11 protein-coding genes are annotated in these 17,870 nt (G+C 47.3%); 7 read left to right on the top strand and 4 right to left on the bottom strand.

Going from position 1 to position 17,870, the window contains the following annotated elements:
• The first annotated feature begins 23 nt into the window (after nucleotides 1–23).
• Complete coding sequence (gene yqfB / locus JQC93_RS01025; protein WP_205157344.1) at nucleotides 24–329, top strand: N(4)-acetylcytidine aminohydrolase; 306 nt, start codon at nucleotides 24–26, stop codon at nucleotides 327–329.
• 73 nt (nucleotides 330–402) lie between these two features.
• On the opposite strand, the gene JQC93_RS01030 is transcribed toward yqfB, so the two are convergent.
• Complete coding sequence (locus JQC93_RS01030; RefSeq protein ID WP_205156619.1) at nucleotides 403–2,319, bottom strand: alpha/beta hydrolase family esterase; 1,917 nt, start codon at nucleotides 2,317–2,319, stop codon at nucleotides 403–405.
• A 194-nt stretch (nucleotides 2,320–2,513) separates the two neighbouring features.
• Here JQC93_RS01030 and JQC93_RS01035 point away from each other — a divergent pair, with 194 nt between their 5' ends.
• Entirely contained in the window at nucleotides 2,514–3,398 is an 885-nt protein-coding gene (locus JQC93_RS01035; protein ID WP_205156620.1) for a helix-turn-helix domain-containing protein, read from the top strand.
• 17 nt (nucleotides 3,399–3,415) lie between these two features.
• Nucleotides 3,416–4,150 (top strand): SDR family oxidoreductase, encoded by a 735-nt coding sequence (locus JQC93_RS01040; protein ID WP_205156621.1) that lies wholly within the window; start codon nucleotides 3,416–3,418, stop codon nucleotides 4,148–4,150.
• 43 nt (nucleotides 4,151–4,193) lie between these two features.
• Here the strand turns inward: JQC93_RS01040 and glgX are convergent, their stop codons facing one another.
• Nucleotides 4,194–6,143 carry a glycogen debranching protein GlgX gene (gene glgX, locus JQC93_RS01045; RefSeq protein WP_205156622.1) on the bottom strand — a complete coding sequence of 650 codons (1,950 nt, stop codon included), beginning with the start codon at nucleotides 6,141–6,143 and terminating at the stop codon, nucleotides 4,194–4,196.
• Between the two features lie 431 nt (nucleotides 6,144–6,574).
• Between glgX and JQC93_RS01050 the strand changes: the two genes are divergently transcribed.
• Nucleotides 6,575–7,411, top strand: a complete 837-nt coding sequence (locus JQC93_RS01050; RefSeq protein WP_205156623.1) for an alpha/beta hydrolase — start codon at nucleotides 6,575–6,577, stop codon at nucleotides 7,409–7,411.
• Between the two features lie 69 nt (nucleotides 7,412–7,480).
• Here the strand turns inward: JQC93_RS01050 and JQC93_RS01055 are convergent, their stop codons facing one another.
• Nucleotides 7,481–9,268 (bottom strand): alpha-amylase family protein, encoded by a 1,788-nt coding sequence (locus JQC93_RS01055; protein WP_205156624.1) that lies wholly within the window; start codon nucleotides 9,266–9,268, stop codon nucleotides 7,481–7,483.
• A 226-nt stretch (nucleotides 9,269–9,494) separates the two neighbouring features.
• Here JQC93_RS01055 and JQC93_RS01060 point away from each other — a divergent pair, with 226 nt between their 5' ends.
• Nucleotides 9,495–10,694 carry a tetratricopeptide repeat protein gene (locus JQC93_RS01060; protein ID WP_205156625.1) on the top strand — a complete coding sequence of 400 codons (1,200 nt, stop codon included), beginning with the start codon at nucleotides 9,495–9,497 and terminating at the stop codon, nucleotides 10,692–10,694.
• Nucleotides 10,695–11,000: 306 nt separating this feature from the next.
• Nucleotides 11,001–12,368: an alpha-amylase family protein gene (locus tag JQC93_RS01065; RefSeq protein WP_205156626.1), complete on the top strand. Its 1,368-nt coding sequence runs from the start codon at nucleotides 11,001–11,003 to the stop codon at nucleotides 12,366–12,368.
• Between the two features lie 50 nt (nucleotides 12,369–12,418).
• On the opposite strand, the gene JQC93_RS01070 is transcribed toward JQC93_RS01065, so the two are convergent.
• Complete coding sequence (locus JQC93_RS01070) at nucleotides 12,419–14,005, bottom strand: mechanosensitive ion channel family protein (protein WP_205156627.1); 1,587 nt, start codon at nucleotides 14,003–14,005, stop codon at nucleotides 12,419–12,421.
• 276 nt (nucleotides 14,006–14,281) lie between these two features.
• Here JQC93_RS01070 and pulA point away from each other — a divergent pair, with 276 nt between their 5' ends.
• The gene (pulA, locus tag JQC93_RS01075) at nucleotides 14,282–17,827 is read left to right on the top strand and encodes a pullulanase-type alpha-1,6-glucosidase (protein WP_205156628.1); all 3,546 of its coding nucleotides are present in this window, start codon (nucleotides 14,282–14,284) and stop codon (nucleotides 17,825–17,827) included.
• The last annotated feature ends 43 nt before the right edge of the window (nucleotides 17,828–17,870 follow it).

The raw sequence follows: 17,870 nt of genomic DNA on the forward strand, positions 1-17,870 counted from the left end.
AGCACACAATGTACCTATCTAAAATGACCTTCTTCGAACGATTTGAGCACGATATTGTTGCTGGCAAGAAAACCATCACCTTACGTGATGAGGCTGAAAAAGCCTATAAAGTCGGCAGCGTCGTGCCGGTTTCTACCTTTGAAGACGACCGCTATTTCTGCGACTTAAAAATACTGTCGGTTGAGCCTATTCGGCTGGAGGACTTAACCATCGAGCACGCGAAGCAAGAAAATATGACATTAGATGAGCTAGTCAGTGTTATCGGAGAGATTTACCCTGGAATCACTCAGCTCTATGCCATCTGTTTTGAATTGGCAACAGCGGAATAAAAAAGCGAGCAGGCTAGCTGCTCGCTGAATCATTAGTACTCAAAGGGTAATGCTACTCAAAGGTTTAAGCTACTTATGGCGTTAGAGTGCCAGTTAGCTGTGCCGATTGCGCGTTGGTATCGACAATCACTTCAAACAGCTCTGGGTAAGCAAGCATCTGTTCGTACACGCCTTGTGTGCCCGATTTTATTTCAAGCGTAGAAGACAGTTCAGCCGACGTGGCACTGTTTCTCACAAATTGCAGGCCGCCATCATCTAAAATGGTTCCAACCCAGTCTACACTTCCATACAACGCTTCTAGCTCAGGTTTCACTGCGTTGATACCCGCAAAGTCGTCAGGATCTGGAAAGCCAGATGGGATAGGGTACAAATTGAGTACAGCCTCATCGCTGCCAACTGGGTTTATGGTGATAGAAGTGATGTTATTACTATCAACACCCTCGAGCGCGAGAGAGTAGCTCATGTTGCCACGGCCATTCCAAGACAGCGTGACGTCTGCAGTTTCACCACTTCCACCTGACAGGGTGGCCATTTGCTGAGTGGGTAGCAGCGCACGATCAAAGACAATGTTACCGCTTAGTTCACCTGCGGTGTTGTTGGTGGTTTTGATCAGCAAATAGGGCTGATTGGCGGCATCAAACGCAGTTTGGGACAGTGCCGCCAAGCCAAACAAACTTTGACCTTGGAAAGCGTACGAGGTGCCAGCAAACAGCTCGATCAGTTCACTATCAGCATTACCGTTAGCATCACTATTGATAGCAATTGAGGTAATGGTCGCCGGGTCAATATCGTAGAGGTTGAGCTCAAAGTGAACCGTGTCGTCGTTAACACGCGTCATTTTTGCGATGCCAAATGCCTCCGAAGGACTGCTTAGTGACAAGGCTTTGCGATTAAGCGGTGTAATGGCGTAATGTTGCACATCAAAAACGATAGGCTCTGCCATGTCGGCAACGTCGGTAACCGTACTGATGGTACGAGTGCCGTAATCCTCTAAAAAGCGTCCAACCAGATCGATAAACTGCGACTCAATAAACTCAGGTACATGGGTGCCTTGCTCTATGGTGGCGAGCTGGACACTGGTGTCGTTGGCGCACTGCTGATATTGAGAGACCTGTGCTTGTCGTGTTGTCAGGAGCAATGGGTGTCTTGGATCACCAATGCCACCGACCACATCGGATTCGGTCAAATCAATCGTGCTGCTAGCTGTCGGGGTAGCATCACACTGATTGATTTGCGCCCAACGACCCACTACAGCGTCGGCGCTAGCCATCGCCAAAAGACGCGCGTTAAAGGTGTTGCCCAAGTAGGAAACGGTTTGGTCTGCTTCACCATGGATCTGCAAAACAGAGACGGGGTTTTCCGGTTGGCACTGGTCAACATCAGGTCTCATTAATCCTGCAATACTCACTACCGCAGTCACTTTTTCAGACATTTCGCACGCGGTTCGCAGCGCCATAAATCCGCCATTAGAATGACCCATTATAAACACGCGATTAGGATCGACGTTGTTGTCTGCAACTTGCTGGTCGATGATGTTCTTTAGAAATGCCTTGTCGTCTGGCTCGGGCACACCTGCTGGGTTGAATCGGTCAAACCAACAGCACGCTGTCGGGCCATTCCATGCGCTTCCGCCGTCGGTCTGTTTAAAAGATTGAGGGGCGACATAGACATACCCTTGCGCCTCACTCAACGACTTTCCGTGCGCGAACTCAGTCACGAAATCAATGTTGTTTCCGAAGCCGTGCAGGCTGATTAATAGTGCAGGTGATTCGTCGGTAACGCTGTCTGCTATGTACTCATAGTAACCACGATCATTGACCCCATCGGTGCTGGCCACACAGCGACCCTGTGTAAGCTCTGTTTCGCAGGTCGCCGTGGATATTGACGCGCTGGGTGTTGATTCGGGTTTGGGCGAACTGGAGGAGTTACAGCCTGTTAATAGTGCGCTGAACACCCCAACAGTTAACCATAGTGCGGTTGTTGGTTTCATACTCGATCCTTGAAGTAACGGGTTGAAATCCTAAGGCTCAGAGAACTGGCCAAGGAATGTGGCCTCAGTCTAAGAAAACCGCCTAGAGGGATGAATGCACGAAAATCTGAGTCTTTTACACAAAACTCCAATTTGTAGTTTTGGTAACGTTTACATAGTATATTGGTTACACAAATGTTAACTGGAGCAGTTTGATGGAACAGACACAATCATTGCGAGAGCTTGAGTCGCGATTTAAGCCGTATATGCAGTTTGATGGATTCCACCAGACGCCAATTCCTGAGATGTTTGTTTATCGCAATAGTCGTCGCGGGTGTCCTGTCGACGAGTTGTATCAACCTATGGCGATTGTGGGTCTGCAAGGTGAGCGAGTATTGAAAGTTGCCGAGCAAGAATATGCGCAACCTTTGGGGACTCTATTTTCCAATTTGTCACCCACTATGGTGGAGTGCCAAAAAGACATGATCAGTGCAGAACATCCGATCAGTTGCCTGGTACTGCTGCTCGACCCAGACCGAATGACCAAAGTTGCACTGCAACTGCAATCGAGCCGCGGAGCGTCGTCATACAGTCAAAGCAACAACCCCAACGATCATTTTGCGATGGATTTAGATGACAAACTATGGATGGTTTTACTGCGTCTTTCGTGGTTACTCGATGATGCGAGTGAGCGGGAGGTGCTATGTGAATCACTGCTCGACGAGCTGTACTACCGGCTTTTGTCACCATTGCCTGCTGGGCAGTTGTTGCGTCTTTTACATCAAACGAAGGATGCAAGTACCATGTCGAGAGTCGTACAACATGTCACCCAGAACATCGAACAGCACTTCACCGTGGACGAGCTGGCTAGTTTGGCGAACATGGGGCATTCGAGCTTTCATGAAAAATTTAAACTGGTGATGCACGATACGCCACTACACTTTATAAAAACCCAAAAGCTCAAACAGGCGCGCAGTTATTTATGGCAAGGATTGAGTGTGTCTGAAGCCGCTTATAAAGTCGGGTACAACAACTTGGGGCAATTTAGCCGTGAATTTAAGCGTCATTTTGGTCATACTGCTTCGCACCTAACTCAATAATGTAAAAGGATTTACCTGTGAAAAAAGTGGTTGTGGTGACGGGTGGAAGTCGCGGTATTGGCAGGGCAACGAGTACTTTGCTTGCGCAAAAGGGCTATTCGGTGATCATTAATTTTCGCTCTCAACGCGCACCCGCTGAACAGTTGCAACAACAGTTGACCAAGCTCGGATTTGAAGCGCAGATCTATCAAGCGGACGTGTCGGATGAAGTAGAGGTTAAGCAGCTGTTTGATTTTGCCGAGCAGCAGTACGGCGAAGTTACTGCACTTGTGAATAATGCTGGTCGACTATTCACTCAATCGCGATTAGTGGATACGTCTCTAGAGCGCTTTACACAAACCGTAACCACCAACCTAACCAGCACCTTTCTGTGCTGTCGAGAGTTTGTGTTGCGCCGTAATGGCGCAGCAGGGGCGATAGTGAACGTTTCGTCTGGTGCGGCCAAAAGTGGCTCACCGAATGAGTATGTAGACTACGCATGCAGTAAAGGGGCAATCGATACGTTAACCGTTGGGTTGGCAAAAGAAGTTGCCCATCAAAATTTACGGGTCAATGCGGTTAGGCCAGGATTGATTTACACCGAGATGCACGCCGATGGTGGTGAGCCTGCTCGCGTCGATAGGTTGGCATCGATCATACCGATGCAGCGAGGCGGAAAAGCAGAAGAAGTCGCTCATTCTATTGCGTGGCTGCTATCTGAAGAGGCCTCGTTTACCACCGGATCCTTTATTGACGTTTGTGGCGGGCTTTAGGGTAAACAAAAACGCCAAGCTGATTAGGCTTGGCGTTGGTTAGCTAGCTAACACTTCGACTGAATATCATCATCGAAACAGGTTCAATGAGTGGTTTGTCGATGTAATCCCCTTCGCCCACAGAGCGTTGAGCGGTGTCGACAATCAGTTTCCAGTTGTCGCCTTTTACTGGAGTAACAAAACGCGCCGGTGATGGAGATTGGTTAATGAAAAACAGCAGTTCGTCACCGTCTTTATTAATGCCCAAATGCAGCGCAACAGCTTTTAGCTGATTCCAATCTGCGATTTCCATATTGTGCCCATCTGGGCGATACCAACCGACACGGTTCTGATTGCGTGTCTCACCACTGAAAGCTTCGATAAACGGAGTCATGTATTGCTTACGTGCCGCCAACATATCCGAAATCCATTGGCTAAAGTAGCGCTTACGCTCGGTGAGATCCCAATTTAGCCAGCTGATTTCATTGTCTTGGCAGTAAGCGTTGTTATTGCCATTCTGTGTATGTGACAAGGTGTCTGCAGTAAGAATGTGCGGAATACTGAATGAGAATAGTAGGCTAGCCAGACAGTTGCGTTTTTGCTTTTCGCGCATGGCCTTGATGGTCATGCTGTCAGTTGGGCCTTCTACACCGTAGTTGTCTGAGCGGTTGTCGCCATGACCATCACGGTTATTTTCGCCATTCGCTTCATTATGCTTATGTTTGTAGCTCACCAGATCTTGTAACGTGTAACCATCGTGATAGGTGATGTAGTTGATGGTCATTTTTTGAGGCCAGCGACTGGCACTGTATAGATCGCGAGAACCCATAAGGCGCGTTGCAAACTCTTTCAAGTAGCCTTGATCGCCGCGCCAGAAACTGCGCGTAATATCGCGGAATTTATCGTTACACTCATTCCAGCCGTCAGGGAAAGCGCCCACTTGATAACCGTTAGGACCGATATCCCAAGGCTCTGCTATCAACTTAACTTGTTGAAGCACAGGATCTTGAGCGACCGCGCGGAAAAACGCAGCGCGTGGATTGAAGTCGTCACCATTGCGACCCAGCGTTGCAGCAAGGTCGAAGCGAAACCCATCAATCTGATATTCGCTCACCCAATGACGCAGAGTATCCATGACCAAATTTAGCGACGCTTGATGGTCTAAATCGACAGTATTTCCACAGCCCGTGTAGTTGGCATAGTGACAGCCGTGCTTCAGGTAGTAGTGGTTATCCAGACCTTTAAGGTTAAAGATGGGTCCGCCTTCGCCACCTTCCGCGGTGTGGTTGTAAACCACATCCAAAATGACTTCGATGCCATTACGGTGCAGCTCTCTGATTGCTGTTTTAAGCTCTGTCACTGCATCTCGATTGGCGTAACGTGGATCCGGTGCCATGAACAGATAAGGGTTATAACCCCAATAGTTCACTTTACCCATATCGAGCAAATGCGGCTCGTGCATGCACGCGGCAACAGGGAGTAACTGTAATGCAGTGATGTTTTGTTGCTTGTAGTATTCCAGCATTGGCTTGCTAACGAGCCCAAGGTACGTACCTTGTTCTTGCTTGCTTAATTCGGGATGAAGCATACTCAAGCCTTTCACATGTGTTTCAAACAGTACCGTTTGTTCACGAGGAATGCGCGGTGGCTGAGTCTCTTGCCAATCAAAGTCAGGGTCACAGACCACTGAGTGCGCCATGTCCCAGCTTTTTTCAGCGGTGTACGGCAGCTTGTAATCAAGCGCTTTACTTATCGCCTTAGCGTAAGGATCTGAGAGCAAATAGGCATTGTCATCAATGTTGACGCTAAAACCGTATTCTTGACCAGCAGTGACACCAGGTACAAATACGTGACGTACACCAGAGTAGTGATGCTCAAATTCAATAGTGCGGCGCGAAGTGCCGTCAAAGAGTTCTAATTTGAGTTGCGATGCGTGTGGTGCATGGACGGCAAAATTACAGCCACCGTCTCTAAGTGTGGCGCCTAGTGGGAAAGGGCGAGACTGAACATTCATAGTGTTTTGCGAATCTACTGTTTTGATAGCTAAATTAATACTTCACGGACGAAAATCAACAACAGTGTCGCATCATTTCATGAATAAGTCATGACAAAGTGACTCTGCTCACTGTTCGTAGGCCGGTTGCAAGGCTCATTAGGCTTTGCTGGCTAACGTTTTATCTTTTTGGCTAGTGGTGTTTGGCCTTTATGGACATTACTTTGTGGTGTTTTTTATGGTTGGGCGTTATTTTCGGCTGACATGCCTATTTTCCCACATTGTGGCTGTGCTGCAAATTGCGCTTTGATTTTTTTCGCGATAAACGCCCAACACGCGTATTTCGCCTATTTGACGACACTTTTAATCTGATTGCCAACGAGATCACGTCAAAAAACAACAAAATATGAAAGAGTTTGTGGTTGCACAAATCTCTTTTCAATTAGGCTGCTATGTCTGCATTAGATATCGAATCACGACTTGTCACTCTTGACAACTTTCCTTTTCCAGGACTAAACACAACCCGAAGAATTCGGGTGTTACTGCCACGCAGTTACCAACAATCGGACGCGCATTATCCCGTCATCTACTTTCACGATGGGCAGAATGCTTTTTTTGATAAGGACGCCAAATATGGCACTAGTTGGCGCATTCAAGATGAACTAGAGCGTATTTATCAAGCTGATCCCACTAGAGAGTGGATCGTAGTGGCAATAGATAACAGCCCAACGCATGATTTCAATGGACGGTTTAACGAGTACTCTCCTTGGAAAATGGACTCAGATTTTAAGTTGCCTGGACGAGACGCTGGAATCTATGAGCTAGGAGGACTCGGTGAACTTTACGCAGAGTTCGTTGCTAACGATGTGCGCCTATATATTGATAGCGAGTTTAGATCCCTAACTGCACGAGAGAATAGAATCGTTATGGGAAGTTCGATGGGCGGTTTAATCAGCGCCTTTATAGCGATGCGCTATAACGCTGTGTTTGGAAGTGCAGGTGTGTTTTCTCCCGCGTTCTGGTTTAACAAATCCAAATTTTTAACCTGGTTATCTGGAGTGCAATTGAACTTGCCTTTGCGCTTGTATATGGACGTTGGGACCAATGAGACCAGCGACGAGTCACGCGATGACTTTAATCAAATTTACGTTGATGACGCAAAACAAGTGGCTGAGGTAATGACCCAAATGGACAATGTGTGTGTCCGGTTTGAGGTATGTGAGGACGCGATTCACAACGAACGGGACTGGCAAAAACGAGTCCCTAGTTTCATCCAACACTGCTCTTAGAAAAGCAACTACAAAAAAAGTGGTGCATCGTCCCTAGACGCTGCACCACCCTATTTCTAACTAAACGCGTTAAAGCGTGAGTGCTATCGCACCGAGTGGCGGCAAGGTAATGGCCAATGTGCCAACACCCTGCGTCACTTTTAGCTGATAAGCATCGGATTGCTCTATATGCTCAACGGCTAAGTGTGTGCCATCAGACAAGCCCCACTTTGAGATTAGCTCGGCAGGAATTGTGAGCTCAAATTCATGGGCAGTATGCGCGTCAAAGTTAGCCGCCGCAATCACGATGGATGATTGATCATCTGTTACGTTACTGCGTGCAAAGACGTAACAGCGAGAGAAGGCATCAGACATTTGCTGCTCATTCACCTCATGCAGTGCATCAAAATCGCCTTCTAACGCTTTGCTTGCCAGAGTGAAGTTGAGAAGTTTTTGATAGAATTGGCGTAAGTTAGCTTCTTTCTCAGTAAGCTGCCCACCATCAAATTTACCGTCATTCATCCAGCGCTGATGATGCGGCACTCCCACGTAGTCAAAAATCGAGGTGCGAGTGGGTTGGCCAAACCCAGCCATCTCGTCACCAGGCTCTCCAACTTCTTGACCGAAATAGATCATGGTTGGTGACGTGCTTAACAGCGCGCTGACCAGCATCGCCGGTTTGCCTTTATCGGCATTGCCCGCAAACTCCGGTGAGGCAATTCGCTGCTCGTCATGGTTGTCTAAAAAGTGCAGCATGTGATGCTCTATATCGAGCATGTCGCGCTGGATGGAATTGATAGCCTGTGTGGACTGTGTCCCTTGCATAATGGCTTTTAGTGTATCGTAGAGGTCTACTTTGTCGTATAGGTAATCCATTTTACCGAGCTGAATGTAGTCTCGGTAAAGATGGGGCTGATAGACCTCGGCCATCAAAAAGGCATCTGGATTGCGCATTTTGATAGAAGCATTCATGTAGCTCCAGAACTCGACAGGCACCATCTCAGCCATATCGTAGCGAAAACCATCGACCCCTTTTTCAATCCAATATAGGGCTATATCGCGAAACTTAACCCACGAATCGGGGACTTCTTTACCTCGCCAAAACTCAAAGTGTTCTTGGTGACCTAGTGTGCGGTAGTGCTCTGGTAGAGTATCGAAATCTTTGGTTCCATCTGGGCGAACGCCATAGTTTACTTTGACGGTTTCATACCAGTCGTCCACATCTGGCTTGGCAAGGCGAGAGCCGTTGCCAGTCCATTTTGCTGGGTATTCTTCAAAAGGCGTTGCCATAGAAGGGTGCTTTTCCCCACCCAAAGGCTGAAGGTGCTGCGGGATATCCGGCAATTCAAAGTGCGCTTTTGGGATGTAGTAGAAATTATTGTGCTTGGCGTATTCTACGCGGGTGTCATCATTTGCCCCAAAATCAACCGTACCAGCTGGATTGCTGGTGCTCTGATATTGGCGTGCAACGTGGTTAGGTACGATGTCGATAATCACTTTCAAGTTGGCTTGGTGGGTTCGCTCGATCAACGATTCAAACTCTTGTAAACGCTGCGATGGGTCGTCTGCAAGGTCTGGATTAACATTGTAGTAGTCTTTTACCGCGTAAGGAGAGCCCGCACGTCCTTTTACAACGGTAGGGTGGTCATTGCTAATGCCAATGTCGCTATAATCATTAATGACCGCATGGTGCGGAACTCCGGTATACCAAATGTGGGTCATCCCGAGCTCGTGGATTTTTTGTAATGCAAGAGGCGTAAAGTCGCCGAACTTGCCGACGCCATTTTGTTCGATGGTGCCCCATGGTGTGACATGGCTTTGAGTGTTACCAAAAAGGCGGGTGAAAACTTGGTACACGTTAAGTTTATTATATGACATGGCATTCTATAAGGTTGAGGTTAATGCCATAATCATATCGCTGATTCGTGGGGCTCATACTCCTCCTTTTCTTGATCTTTAGGGGGCGTAGAGCGCAAAACCGTGATCCAGATAAATTTTTGTAAAGAATGGAATGCATTGGCCGATATTAGAAGGGCTACTGTATACTCTCATTTGACTCTTTTTTGGTGCTTGAACTCGGAATCAGGCAAACGGTATAGGAAATATGACCTCAACCACGCTGATTATTAGCGCGATCTGTTTTTTAGTTTTGATGGCCTGTATGTTCATCGCCTCTACGATCGCACGTCAAAAGCGTGAGCGCCGTGAAAAGCGTCGCCAAGAAATCGCCTACAGAAAAGCAATGCAACAGGCCCGAGCGCAAGAGCACAGTGATAAAGTATTTAAAGCCGAGACCGGTCACATAGCGACGCAACTCTATTTGGCCAAAGAAGCCGAGCGCAACCAACCCAAAGAGGCGCTGTACTGGTACGAAAAAGCCGCCATGCAAGATAACGAAATTGCGATGCGCGGAATCGTTCGTGTGTGTCAGCGCGCGCAAAGCGACCCTATCTATCAGAAAAAAGCACAGTTTTGGCAGTTAGCCATTAGAGCGCTACAAGGCAGCAATGAAGCCAAGGTAGAAAAGGCGATTGCGCTAATAGAAGGTCTTGGGGTCGACATCGCGTTAGAGAAAGGCATTCAAGAAATGCAAGAAGTCGCAGAGCTTGGCTATATTGATGCGATCATTTATATGGGCGACTGGTGCCAGTCCCCTAAGAATTCAGAGCGCAGTTACCCCAAAGCGGCTACCTGGTTTCGACGCGCTGCTAAGATGCAAAGTACCGTGGGCATGATTCGATTGGGCGAGCTGTACGAGCACGGTAAGGGTGTGCCGTTAGACATTGGTAAAGCGGGGTACTGGTATGAACTGGCGGGCGAAAAAGGCGATGTGAACGCTCAATATCGAGCTGGATGCCTTTGGTCCAATGCTGGTGTTCATACTGTTGCTTACGTATGGCTATTTATGGCCGCTAAAAGTGGCCACGCCGAGTCAGTTAAGCAACGTGATGTGGTCGCCTCTGCCATTGGGGTTGACGTTATTGTTGGTTTGCAAGCACTGGCAAAGCCGCTTCATCAAAAGATTGCCAAGGGTGACGTGGTGAAACACTCCATCATCAAAGCGCTCAATAAGCTGTATAGCAGGCCCATCTATTTTCCTGAAGTCACAGCGAAAACGGCCGAAACCGATTCAAAATTAGCCGATTCGCAAGTTACATCGGCTGACGATGCGACTCAAATTGGTGCAAAAACCGAGCAGGTGAGTCACGAACAGCCTAAAGGAACATCGAACACCTCATACGCTCTTGACCAACAATCTGCCTTTGGTATGGACGCTGTGAACTTTGGAACCCATGCCAACTAGCTCGCCTTAAATACCTCTGAAATACACCATTCTTATGCAACAATTTGATATTCGCCCTTTGGTATAGCTTTGTTTCTACGCCTTTTTTCTCCACCGTCTAATTTTTGACTAGGGGGGAGTGAGAACATTGAGAGTTGATTATAATGTCGGCCATTAAAGGACGGAACTGTAATCATTGGTCGTTATACTCTCAACTGGTCTGCTGAATTCGGGCAAATCACAACGATTCATTGAGCGCCACTAGGTGCAATTATTGCTTGATTTACAGTGCGTCCAGTTGACGATCGAGACACAAGGATTAAAGGTATGGGGCATTTAACCCACCAAAGTGAGCCAAAAGATGTGATTTTGCATGCATTTGATTGGCCCTATCAATTGATCACCGAACGCGCTGAGCAGATCCATCTGCTTGGCTATAAAACCGTGTTGATATCACCACCGATGAAGTCTTTCGTCCATGAATCGGGCACAAAATGGTGGCAGCGATACCAGCCGCAAGATTATCGAGTGATCGAGAATCAGTTAGGGAATACATTAGATTTTAAACAGATGGTCAATACGCTTGAGCAGCACGGATTGCGCGTGTATGTCGATGTGGTGTTTAACCATATGGCCAATGAAGCTTATCAGCGCCAAGACTTGCAATACCCGAGTGTGCAAGAGATGGCCGCTTACCAAAAAGACGCTAAGTATTATGAATCGCTAAAACTGTTTGGCGATTTGTCCGAACCGCTCTTTACTGAAGAGCACTTTGTTGAAGCGTTTGGTATCAAGGATTGGCAAAACACATGGGAAGTTCAAAATGGCCGTATTACAGGCGGTGAGCACGATCCAGGCCTACCAACGTTAAAGGTGTGCGATCGCGTTGTTCAAGTCCAACAAGACTATATTAAAGCCCTCAAGGCATTAGGTGTAAAAGGGTTTAGAATCGATGCGGCAAAACATTTGAGCATCGAACATATCAAACAAGTTTGGACCGAAGAGATCAGTGAAGGCGTGCATATATTTGGTGAAATCATCACCGATGGTGGTGCAACACGCAAAGAATACGCGCTGTTTTTGAAGCCCTATTTAGAAGAAACATTGCTGGCTGCGTACGACTTCCCGTTGTTCAGTACCTTGTATCGTTCATTGCAAGCCGACGGCGTACTGTCAGACCTGGTCGACCCGTTTACCTTTGGTGAGGCGTTGTCTCGTAAGCGTGCCATCACCTTTGCCATTACTCACGATATTCCCAATAACGATGTGTTTATGCCTTTGATCATGAGTGAAGAGCTCGAATGGTTGGCGTACTGCTATGTGTTGTGTCGTGACGGTGGCGTACCGTTGATTTACACCGACCTAGATACTAGTGGTATTAAGGACTCAAATGGAGAGCCTCGTTGGCAGAATAGTTGGTGCGATCCGCGCATTCAGCCAATGATTGCGTTTCACAACTTAGTCCATGGCAAAAAAATGGGTGTGTCGGAAGTCAGTGATGACCACTTTGTTTGTCGCCGTGGCGATAAAGGCATTGTTGCCATTAATAAATCAGAACAGGCTAAAACGGTTCGACTGCGATGGTCCAAAGCGATGAAAAATATGGTCGATGGACAATTAGTGCATCAAGACGGGACACACATTCAGTTTGAGATCCCAGCTCGCGGGTATGTCATGCTGATTGACGAGCTCTAAAAAAAGCCCCAAGTGAGTGTGTCACTTGGGGCTTTTTTATTTGGTTGGTATTAGCTCTCTTCTTTGTATATATGCACATCGCGTTGAGGGAATGGAATGGTAATGCCTTTGGCGTCGAACTGCTGTTTCACTTGCTCGGTGACGTCGTAGTATACGTCCCAGTAGTCGTCGGTTTTCACCCATGGGCGAACAGCGATGTCTACGGATGACTCGTTGAGTGTATGGACGCGCACGATAGGCTCTGGTGTCGCCAGGATCATTTTGTGCTCACTGAGTATGTCGTTAATAATGGCTTTTGCGTCTTCAAAGTTATCTTGATAACCAATGCCAAATACCATGTCGACTCTACGCTCGCGCTCGGCGGTCATATTATTGATCACATCTCCCCAAATCTTGTTATTTGGGATCACCAGAGTCTGATTATCTAAGGTTCGAATAGTAGTAGATACCAAGCTCATGTGGCTAACATTACCTTTAATCCCCGCAACCTGAACTAAATCGCGTACATCAAATGGGCGATATATTAAGATCATGAGTCCGGATGCAAAGTTAGACAGTGTATCTTGCAGCGCAAAACCAATGATCACACCGGCTACACCAAAACCGGTGAGTAAGGGGCCGAGGTTGATGCCCAATTGCGAAAGCGCAATAAGAATACCCACAAAGGTCACCGCATTGGATGCCATTGAGATAAAGAATTCTTGCATCAAAATACTGAACTTAAGCTTAGCTTGCGTAACACTGCGCCTAACTAGCTTAGCCACACCGCGCGCTACCATTCGGGTAATCCAAATGATCAAGCAAAATACCAGCAGTTTCATGACGATTGTGGGGGTATTTTCTATTGCCCAGTCTTTAAAAGACTCCAGCCATTGATTGAGCAAGCCATAAGCAACATTGACATCCAAGATGCCAGAGTTGATGTCTCCGGTGAGAGTGAACAGCAACTGTTTGTACTCGGTGACATCTTGCTTATAGGTTTCTAACAGGCCCACCGTTACATTGAGGCTAATCAACATGAAATTCTGCATTTGGGTGTAGACAAGTTGCTGCTTTTCAACGTTAGCCACTTCATCTGCTGGGGTAAGTTTGGCAAGTTGTGCCAACCCGTTGTTGCGCTCATCGAAAAATAGAATGAGTTCGGACAGATCTTTCGCTCGAAGATTAAGCTCGGTCAGAAAATCACTGGTGTCAGATTCAATATCAAGTTGGTCTGCCCACTTAAAGGTTTGAGCAAGCTGCTGGGTGTAGGTGTCTGCTGCACTTATCCGCTGCTGAGCTTCAAAAAATAGCACTGCTTTTTTGTCTGGCTCTGCGGTTAGCGCCGCTTCTAATAGCTGTTCAGCGGTTTTATCGGAATGAACCAACAGGGTCTCTAACACATAAATTTGTTCAGAAACTTGTGCTTTAATCTCTGGTGTTTGCACGCCAGCCTCGATTGACTCCGAGAGCGCTTTCCTGTGTTCGGTGTTTTTCCGACGTAAGATATCTTCTAAGTAGATGGCTTGAGTGGCATCAGATTCCAATACAGCCAAGATTTGTCCTGCTAAATCACTTTGCGTTGATTCTTCGTTTGCGAAGCTTGGCAAAGTAAGGCACAGGATGAAAAGCATCATTCCATGAAGTAGTGTTTTCATTATTCCCTCAATGATTTCATAACCTATTGAGAAATAGTAGGAATTAGAATTGGAATTGCCAAGTAAAATTCGGATTAAATTTCTGAATAGTGACGTCAATTAAGCTGTGATGAAACTCAGATTTTGTAGGCTTACATAAAGTGATCTTGCTCGGTAAATCAGGGCATCCTACTCCCCAATCTATAAAACTGGACACTGCTTCACACACTGTACACCCCAGCTTTTACTAGGATTCATCGCACTTATTGCTGGACTGCACAGTGCCAAGGAGCTCTTGTGATCACCACACCTTTTCGTTTGTTATCTTTTACCATAGCCACGGCAACATTGATTGGAACTGCATGGCAACCTACGCCAGCGATTGCGAGTGATAATTCACTAGAGCCATATCGCGTCTATTATCAAGCGCCGTCTAATCACGACTATCAAAGTGCTACGCTGTATCTGTGGAATGATAATAATTGTGGTGCGCTACAGATGCCTTCGCCGGATGCTAACGACTGGGCGGTGGGGATGAAGCCGACAGGCGTTGATGATTCGTTGGGGGCTTTTTGGGAACTAACACCAACCGATCACCCCTCGCAATGCATCAACTTTATTCCTCGAGTCAATGGTGTGAAACCGCTGGGTGAATTTGACGCAAAATTGGATTTTAGTGCGGTTGGCGTTGATCGCTCTGTTTATACGCAAGCCTCTGTTGCGGCGGTGTATCCAGAGTTAATTCCTGTAAAAGAAGTGACTGGCAATACCGCTCGGATCCACTTTAATACCCCAGATTTAAAGGCCGATGAGTTTGCGTTACACGTTTGGAATGACGAGCAATGTGACCAGTATGATGGAGAAAACAGTACCTGGCCAGGATTTGCACCAACGGGTGTGAGTGAGGCTTACGGTGTGTATTGGGATGTGCCCATTCAAAGCGTGCAAGGCTGCTTTAACTTTATTGCCAATAATCAATCTGCTGACAACTTTCAAACCGCCGATCTTCAATTTAGGCTTAATAAAGTCGGCGTAACGGGAAACATCGCTATGGTCTTTAAAGGAACCGACAAAGTGTTTTACCAACCGTTAACCGCCGCGCCAGTGTCAAAGGCGGAGTTATCGGGGGCAAGCGCTATTTTTGTTGATAAAAACGTTATAGCGGTGCCCGCGCAAGAGGCAACGTCACTCACTTTGTACTACTCCTCTACAGGCGAGATGGCTTTTGACGAGGAGAAGCAGGCCGTACGTGGAAGCGAGCAGACCATCGATGCGGTAGGTGTAAGCCGCACCGTGTGGCAAGTATCTGCACCCCATTTAAAGTCTAACTTTGTGGGTTTTGACCTTGATGTTGATACTGAGTTACTAAAACAGTGGGTAAAAGGTCAATTGTTTGCAGTGGCAGAAGATGACAACGGCGTACTGTTGGTAACGGAAGTGCAAACAGCGAGATTGCTCGATGCGTTGTATGCAAAGCGAGCTACTGCGTTAGAGTATGGGGCAAAGGTGCTTGAGCAAGGCGCAGAGTTTCGACTGTGGGCACCGACTGCTCACCAGGTCACCCTACAGCAGTACAGTGCTGACAAGCAGTTAGTTGCCTCGCATGGGATGACCTTAGATAGCCACTCGGGGGCTTGGCACACTCACGCAGAGTTGTCACACGGCGACTATTATCGATACCTGATCACTTTGTATCATCCTTCGAGCAAAAAGATCGAGACTTATGAAGTGACTGACCCGTATTCCCTGAGTCTGTCGACAAACTCTGAGTTTAGCCAAGTGGTTGACTTAGATGATGCCTCGCTTAAACCTAGTGGATGGGACCAATTACAAGCCCCTCACTCTCAAGCTAACCCAGCGAATTTTGTGCTCTACGAGGCGCACATTCGTGACTTTAGTGCGTTAGATGCATCGACGCCCGCTGAGCACCGCGGAAAATACTCGGCATTTACGCTAGCAAACACGGCGCCTTTGTCACACCTAAAATCGCTCAGCGATGTGGGAGTTTCTCATCTTCACCTTTTACCCGCCTTTGATATTGCGACGATTGATGAAGCAGAGCCCAACGTGGTTAATATTGACCAACCAATTAGCCAGCTGTGCGAGCGCGCACCTGAGCTATTAGAGAGTAAGGATTTTGGCCAATATTGCGCCTCGAGTGATACCGTTGCGCAGGTGCTTGCATCGCTCCAAGCATTTGAAACCGTCGACAATCCATTAGTGCAGCAGCTACATGGCCATATTCGTAATCTGGACAGTTTCAACTGGGGTTACGATCCTTACCATTACACCGTACCAGAGGGCTCGTACGCAACGGATGCAGAAGGGATGCAGCGGATCGTAGAGTTTCGCGAAATGGTCATGGCTATCAAAAATGACATAGGTATGAACGTGGTGATGGATGTGGTTTATAACCACACCAATGCGCAAGGGCTCGAGAACAAATCAGTGTTGGATAAGGTGGTCCCTTGGTATTACCACAGGCTTAATGAGTATAGCGGTGCGGTTGAAAAATCAACGTGCTGTGCCAATACCGCTCCTGAGCATCGGATGTTTGCCAAGTTGATTGACGACTCGATTCAAACTTGGGTTAAGGACTATAAAATTGACGCGTTTCGTTGGGATTTGATGGGGCACCATCCACTGTCGCAGATGAAACGCACCCTAAAGGCCGCGCACCAACATAACCCAGAGGTCTATTTTTATGGCGAAGGGTGGAACTTCGGTGAGGTCGAAAACAATAAACGCTTTAAGCAGGCGACTCAGCCCAATTTAGCTGGCACGGGGATAGGCTCGTTTTCAGATCGATTACGTGATGCTGTTCGTGGTGGCGGCCCGTTTGATGAGCAAGAAACGATTCGTCGACGACAAGGTTTTGGTAATGGCTTGTACGTTCTGCCTAATGATTTAAGCGCCGCTGATGAGCATACAAAACAAGAAGCACTGCACCTTGCTGATGTGATCCGCTTGGGCATGGCGGGTAATCTAGCCAACTTCCGGTTTGTCGATAGCAAAGATAAGCTAGTGACAGGACACGAAGTGGATTATAACGGCGTACCGGCCGGTTACGCGAAAGACGCTTGGGAGATCCAAAACTACGTCTCTAAGCACGATAACCAAACCTTGTGGGATAACCATCAGTACAAAATTGCCTATCAAGTAGATGCCCAGACCCGAGTAAGAATGCAGGCGGTGAGTTTGGCCACGGTGATGCTAGGTCAAGGCGTTCCTTTTGTTCATATGGGCAGTGAGTTACTTCGCTCAAAATCGATGGAAAGAGACTCTTACGACTCTGGCGACTGGTACAACAAAGTTGATTTTACTCAGCAGTCGAATAACTGGAACCGCGGATTACCTAGAGAAGACAAAGATGGGAAAAACTGGCCACTCATTAGCAAGGTGATCGAACAAGCTGCCGACAATGCACAGCCTACACCACAGCACATTTCAGCCATGGATAGCTTCTTTAAAGAGCTGGCAGCGCTAAGACAATCTTCAGCACTGTATCGTCTGGGTAAGGGAGAACTGATTAGTGAGCGTGTGAGTTTTCATAATACCGGTAGCGAGCAGATCCCAGGTTTGATTGTGATGCGTATTGATAACAGCGGAGTGCTGTTTGATGAGTCACTCGATGCTCTGCGCTCGTCAATTGTTGTAGTGATCAACGCTTCTCCAAATGCAGTAGAAAGGTTTAATCGGTTAGACATGAGCGGGTATCAGCTGTCGACATTACAGCAGCATCAAGGAAGCTTAGCAATGAGCAATGAGGCACTTTCTTCGATAGTCGATACTACCTTTACGGTGGGACCATGGAGTGTGAGTGTCTTTGAGCAGGCGAAGTAGTTTGTAGCCACGCGTAAGACAGAGTCAAAAAGAGCCGCAGTGT

The organism is Vibrio ulleungensis (genome assembly GCF_016900875.1).
Classification (GTDB): domain Bacteria; phylum Pseudomonadota; class Gammaproteobacteria; order Enterobacterales; family Vibrionaceae; genus Vibrio; species Vibrio ulleungensis.

Excerpts from the sequence above, each read along its gene's own strand:
- JQC93_RS01030 (WP_205156619.1), bottom strand. The coding sequence starts at position 2,319 with ATGAAACCAACAACCGCACTATGGTTAACTGTTGGGGTGTTCAGCGCA.
- JQC93_RS01055 (WP_205156624.1), bottom strand. The coding sequence starts at position 9,268 with ATGTCATATAATAAACTTAACGTGTACCAAGTTTTCACCCGCCTTTTT.
- glgX (WP_205156622.1), bottom strand. The coding sequence starts at position 6,143 with ATGAATGTTCAGTCTCGCCCTTTCCCACTAGGCGCCACACTTAGAGAC.
- JQC93_RS01035 (WP_205156620.1), top strand. The coding sequence starts at position 2,514 with ATGGAACAGACACAATCATTGCGAGAGCTTGAGTCGCGATTTAAGCCG.
- JQC93_RS01070 (WP_205156627.1), bottom strand. The coding sequence starts at position 14,005 with ATGAAAACACTACTTCATGGAATGATGCTTTTCATCCTGTGCCTTACT.
- JQC93_RS01065 (WP_205156626.1), top strand. The coding sequence starts at position 11,001 with ATGGGGCATTTAACCCACCAAAGTGAGCCAAAAGATGTGATTTTGCAT.
- JQC93_RS01050 (WP_205156623.1), top strand. The coding sequence starts at position 6,575 with ATGTCTGCATTAGATATCGAATCACGACTTGTCACTCTTGACAACTTT.
- yqfB (WP_205157344.1), top strand. The coding sequence starts at position 24 with ATGACCTTCTTCGAACGATTTGAGCACGATATTGTTGCTGGCAAGAAA.
- JQC93_RS01060 (WP_205156625.1), top strand. The coding sequence starts at position 9,495 with ATGACCTCAACCACGCTGATTATTAGCGCGATCTGTTTTTTAGTTTTG.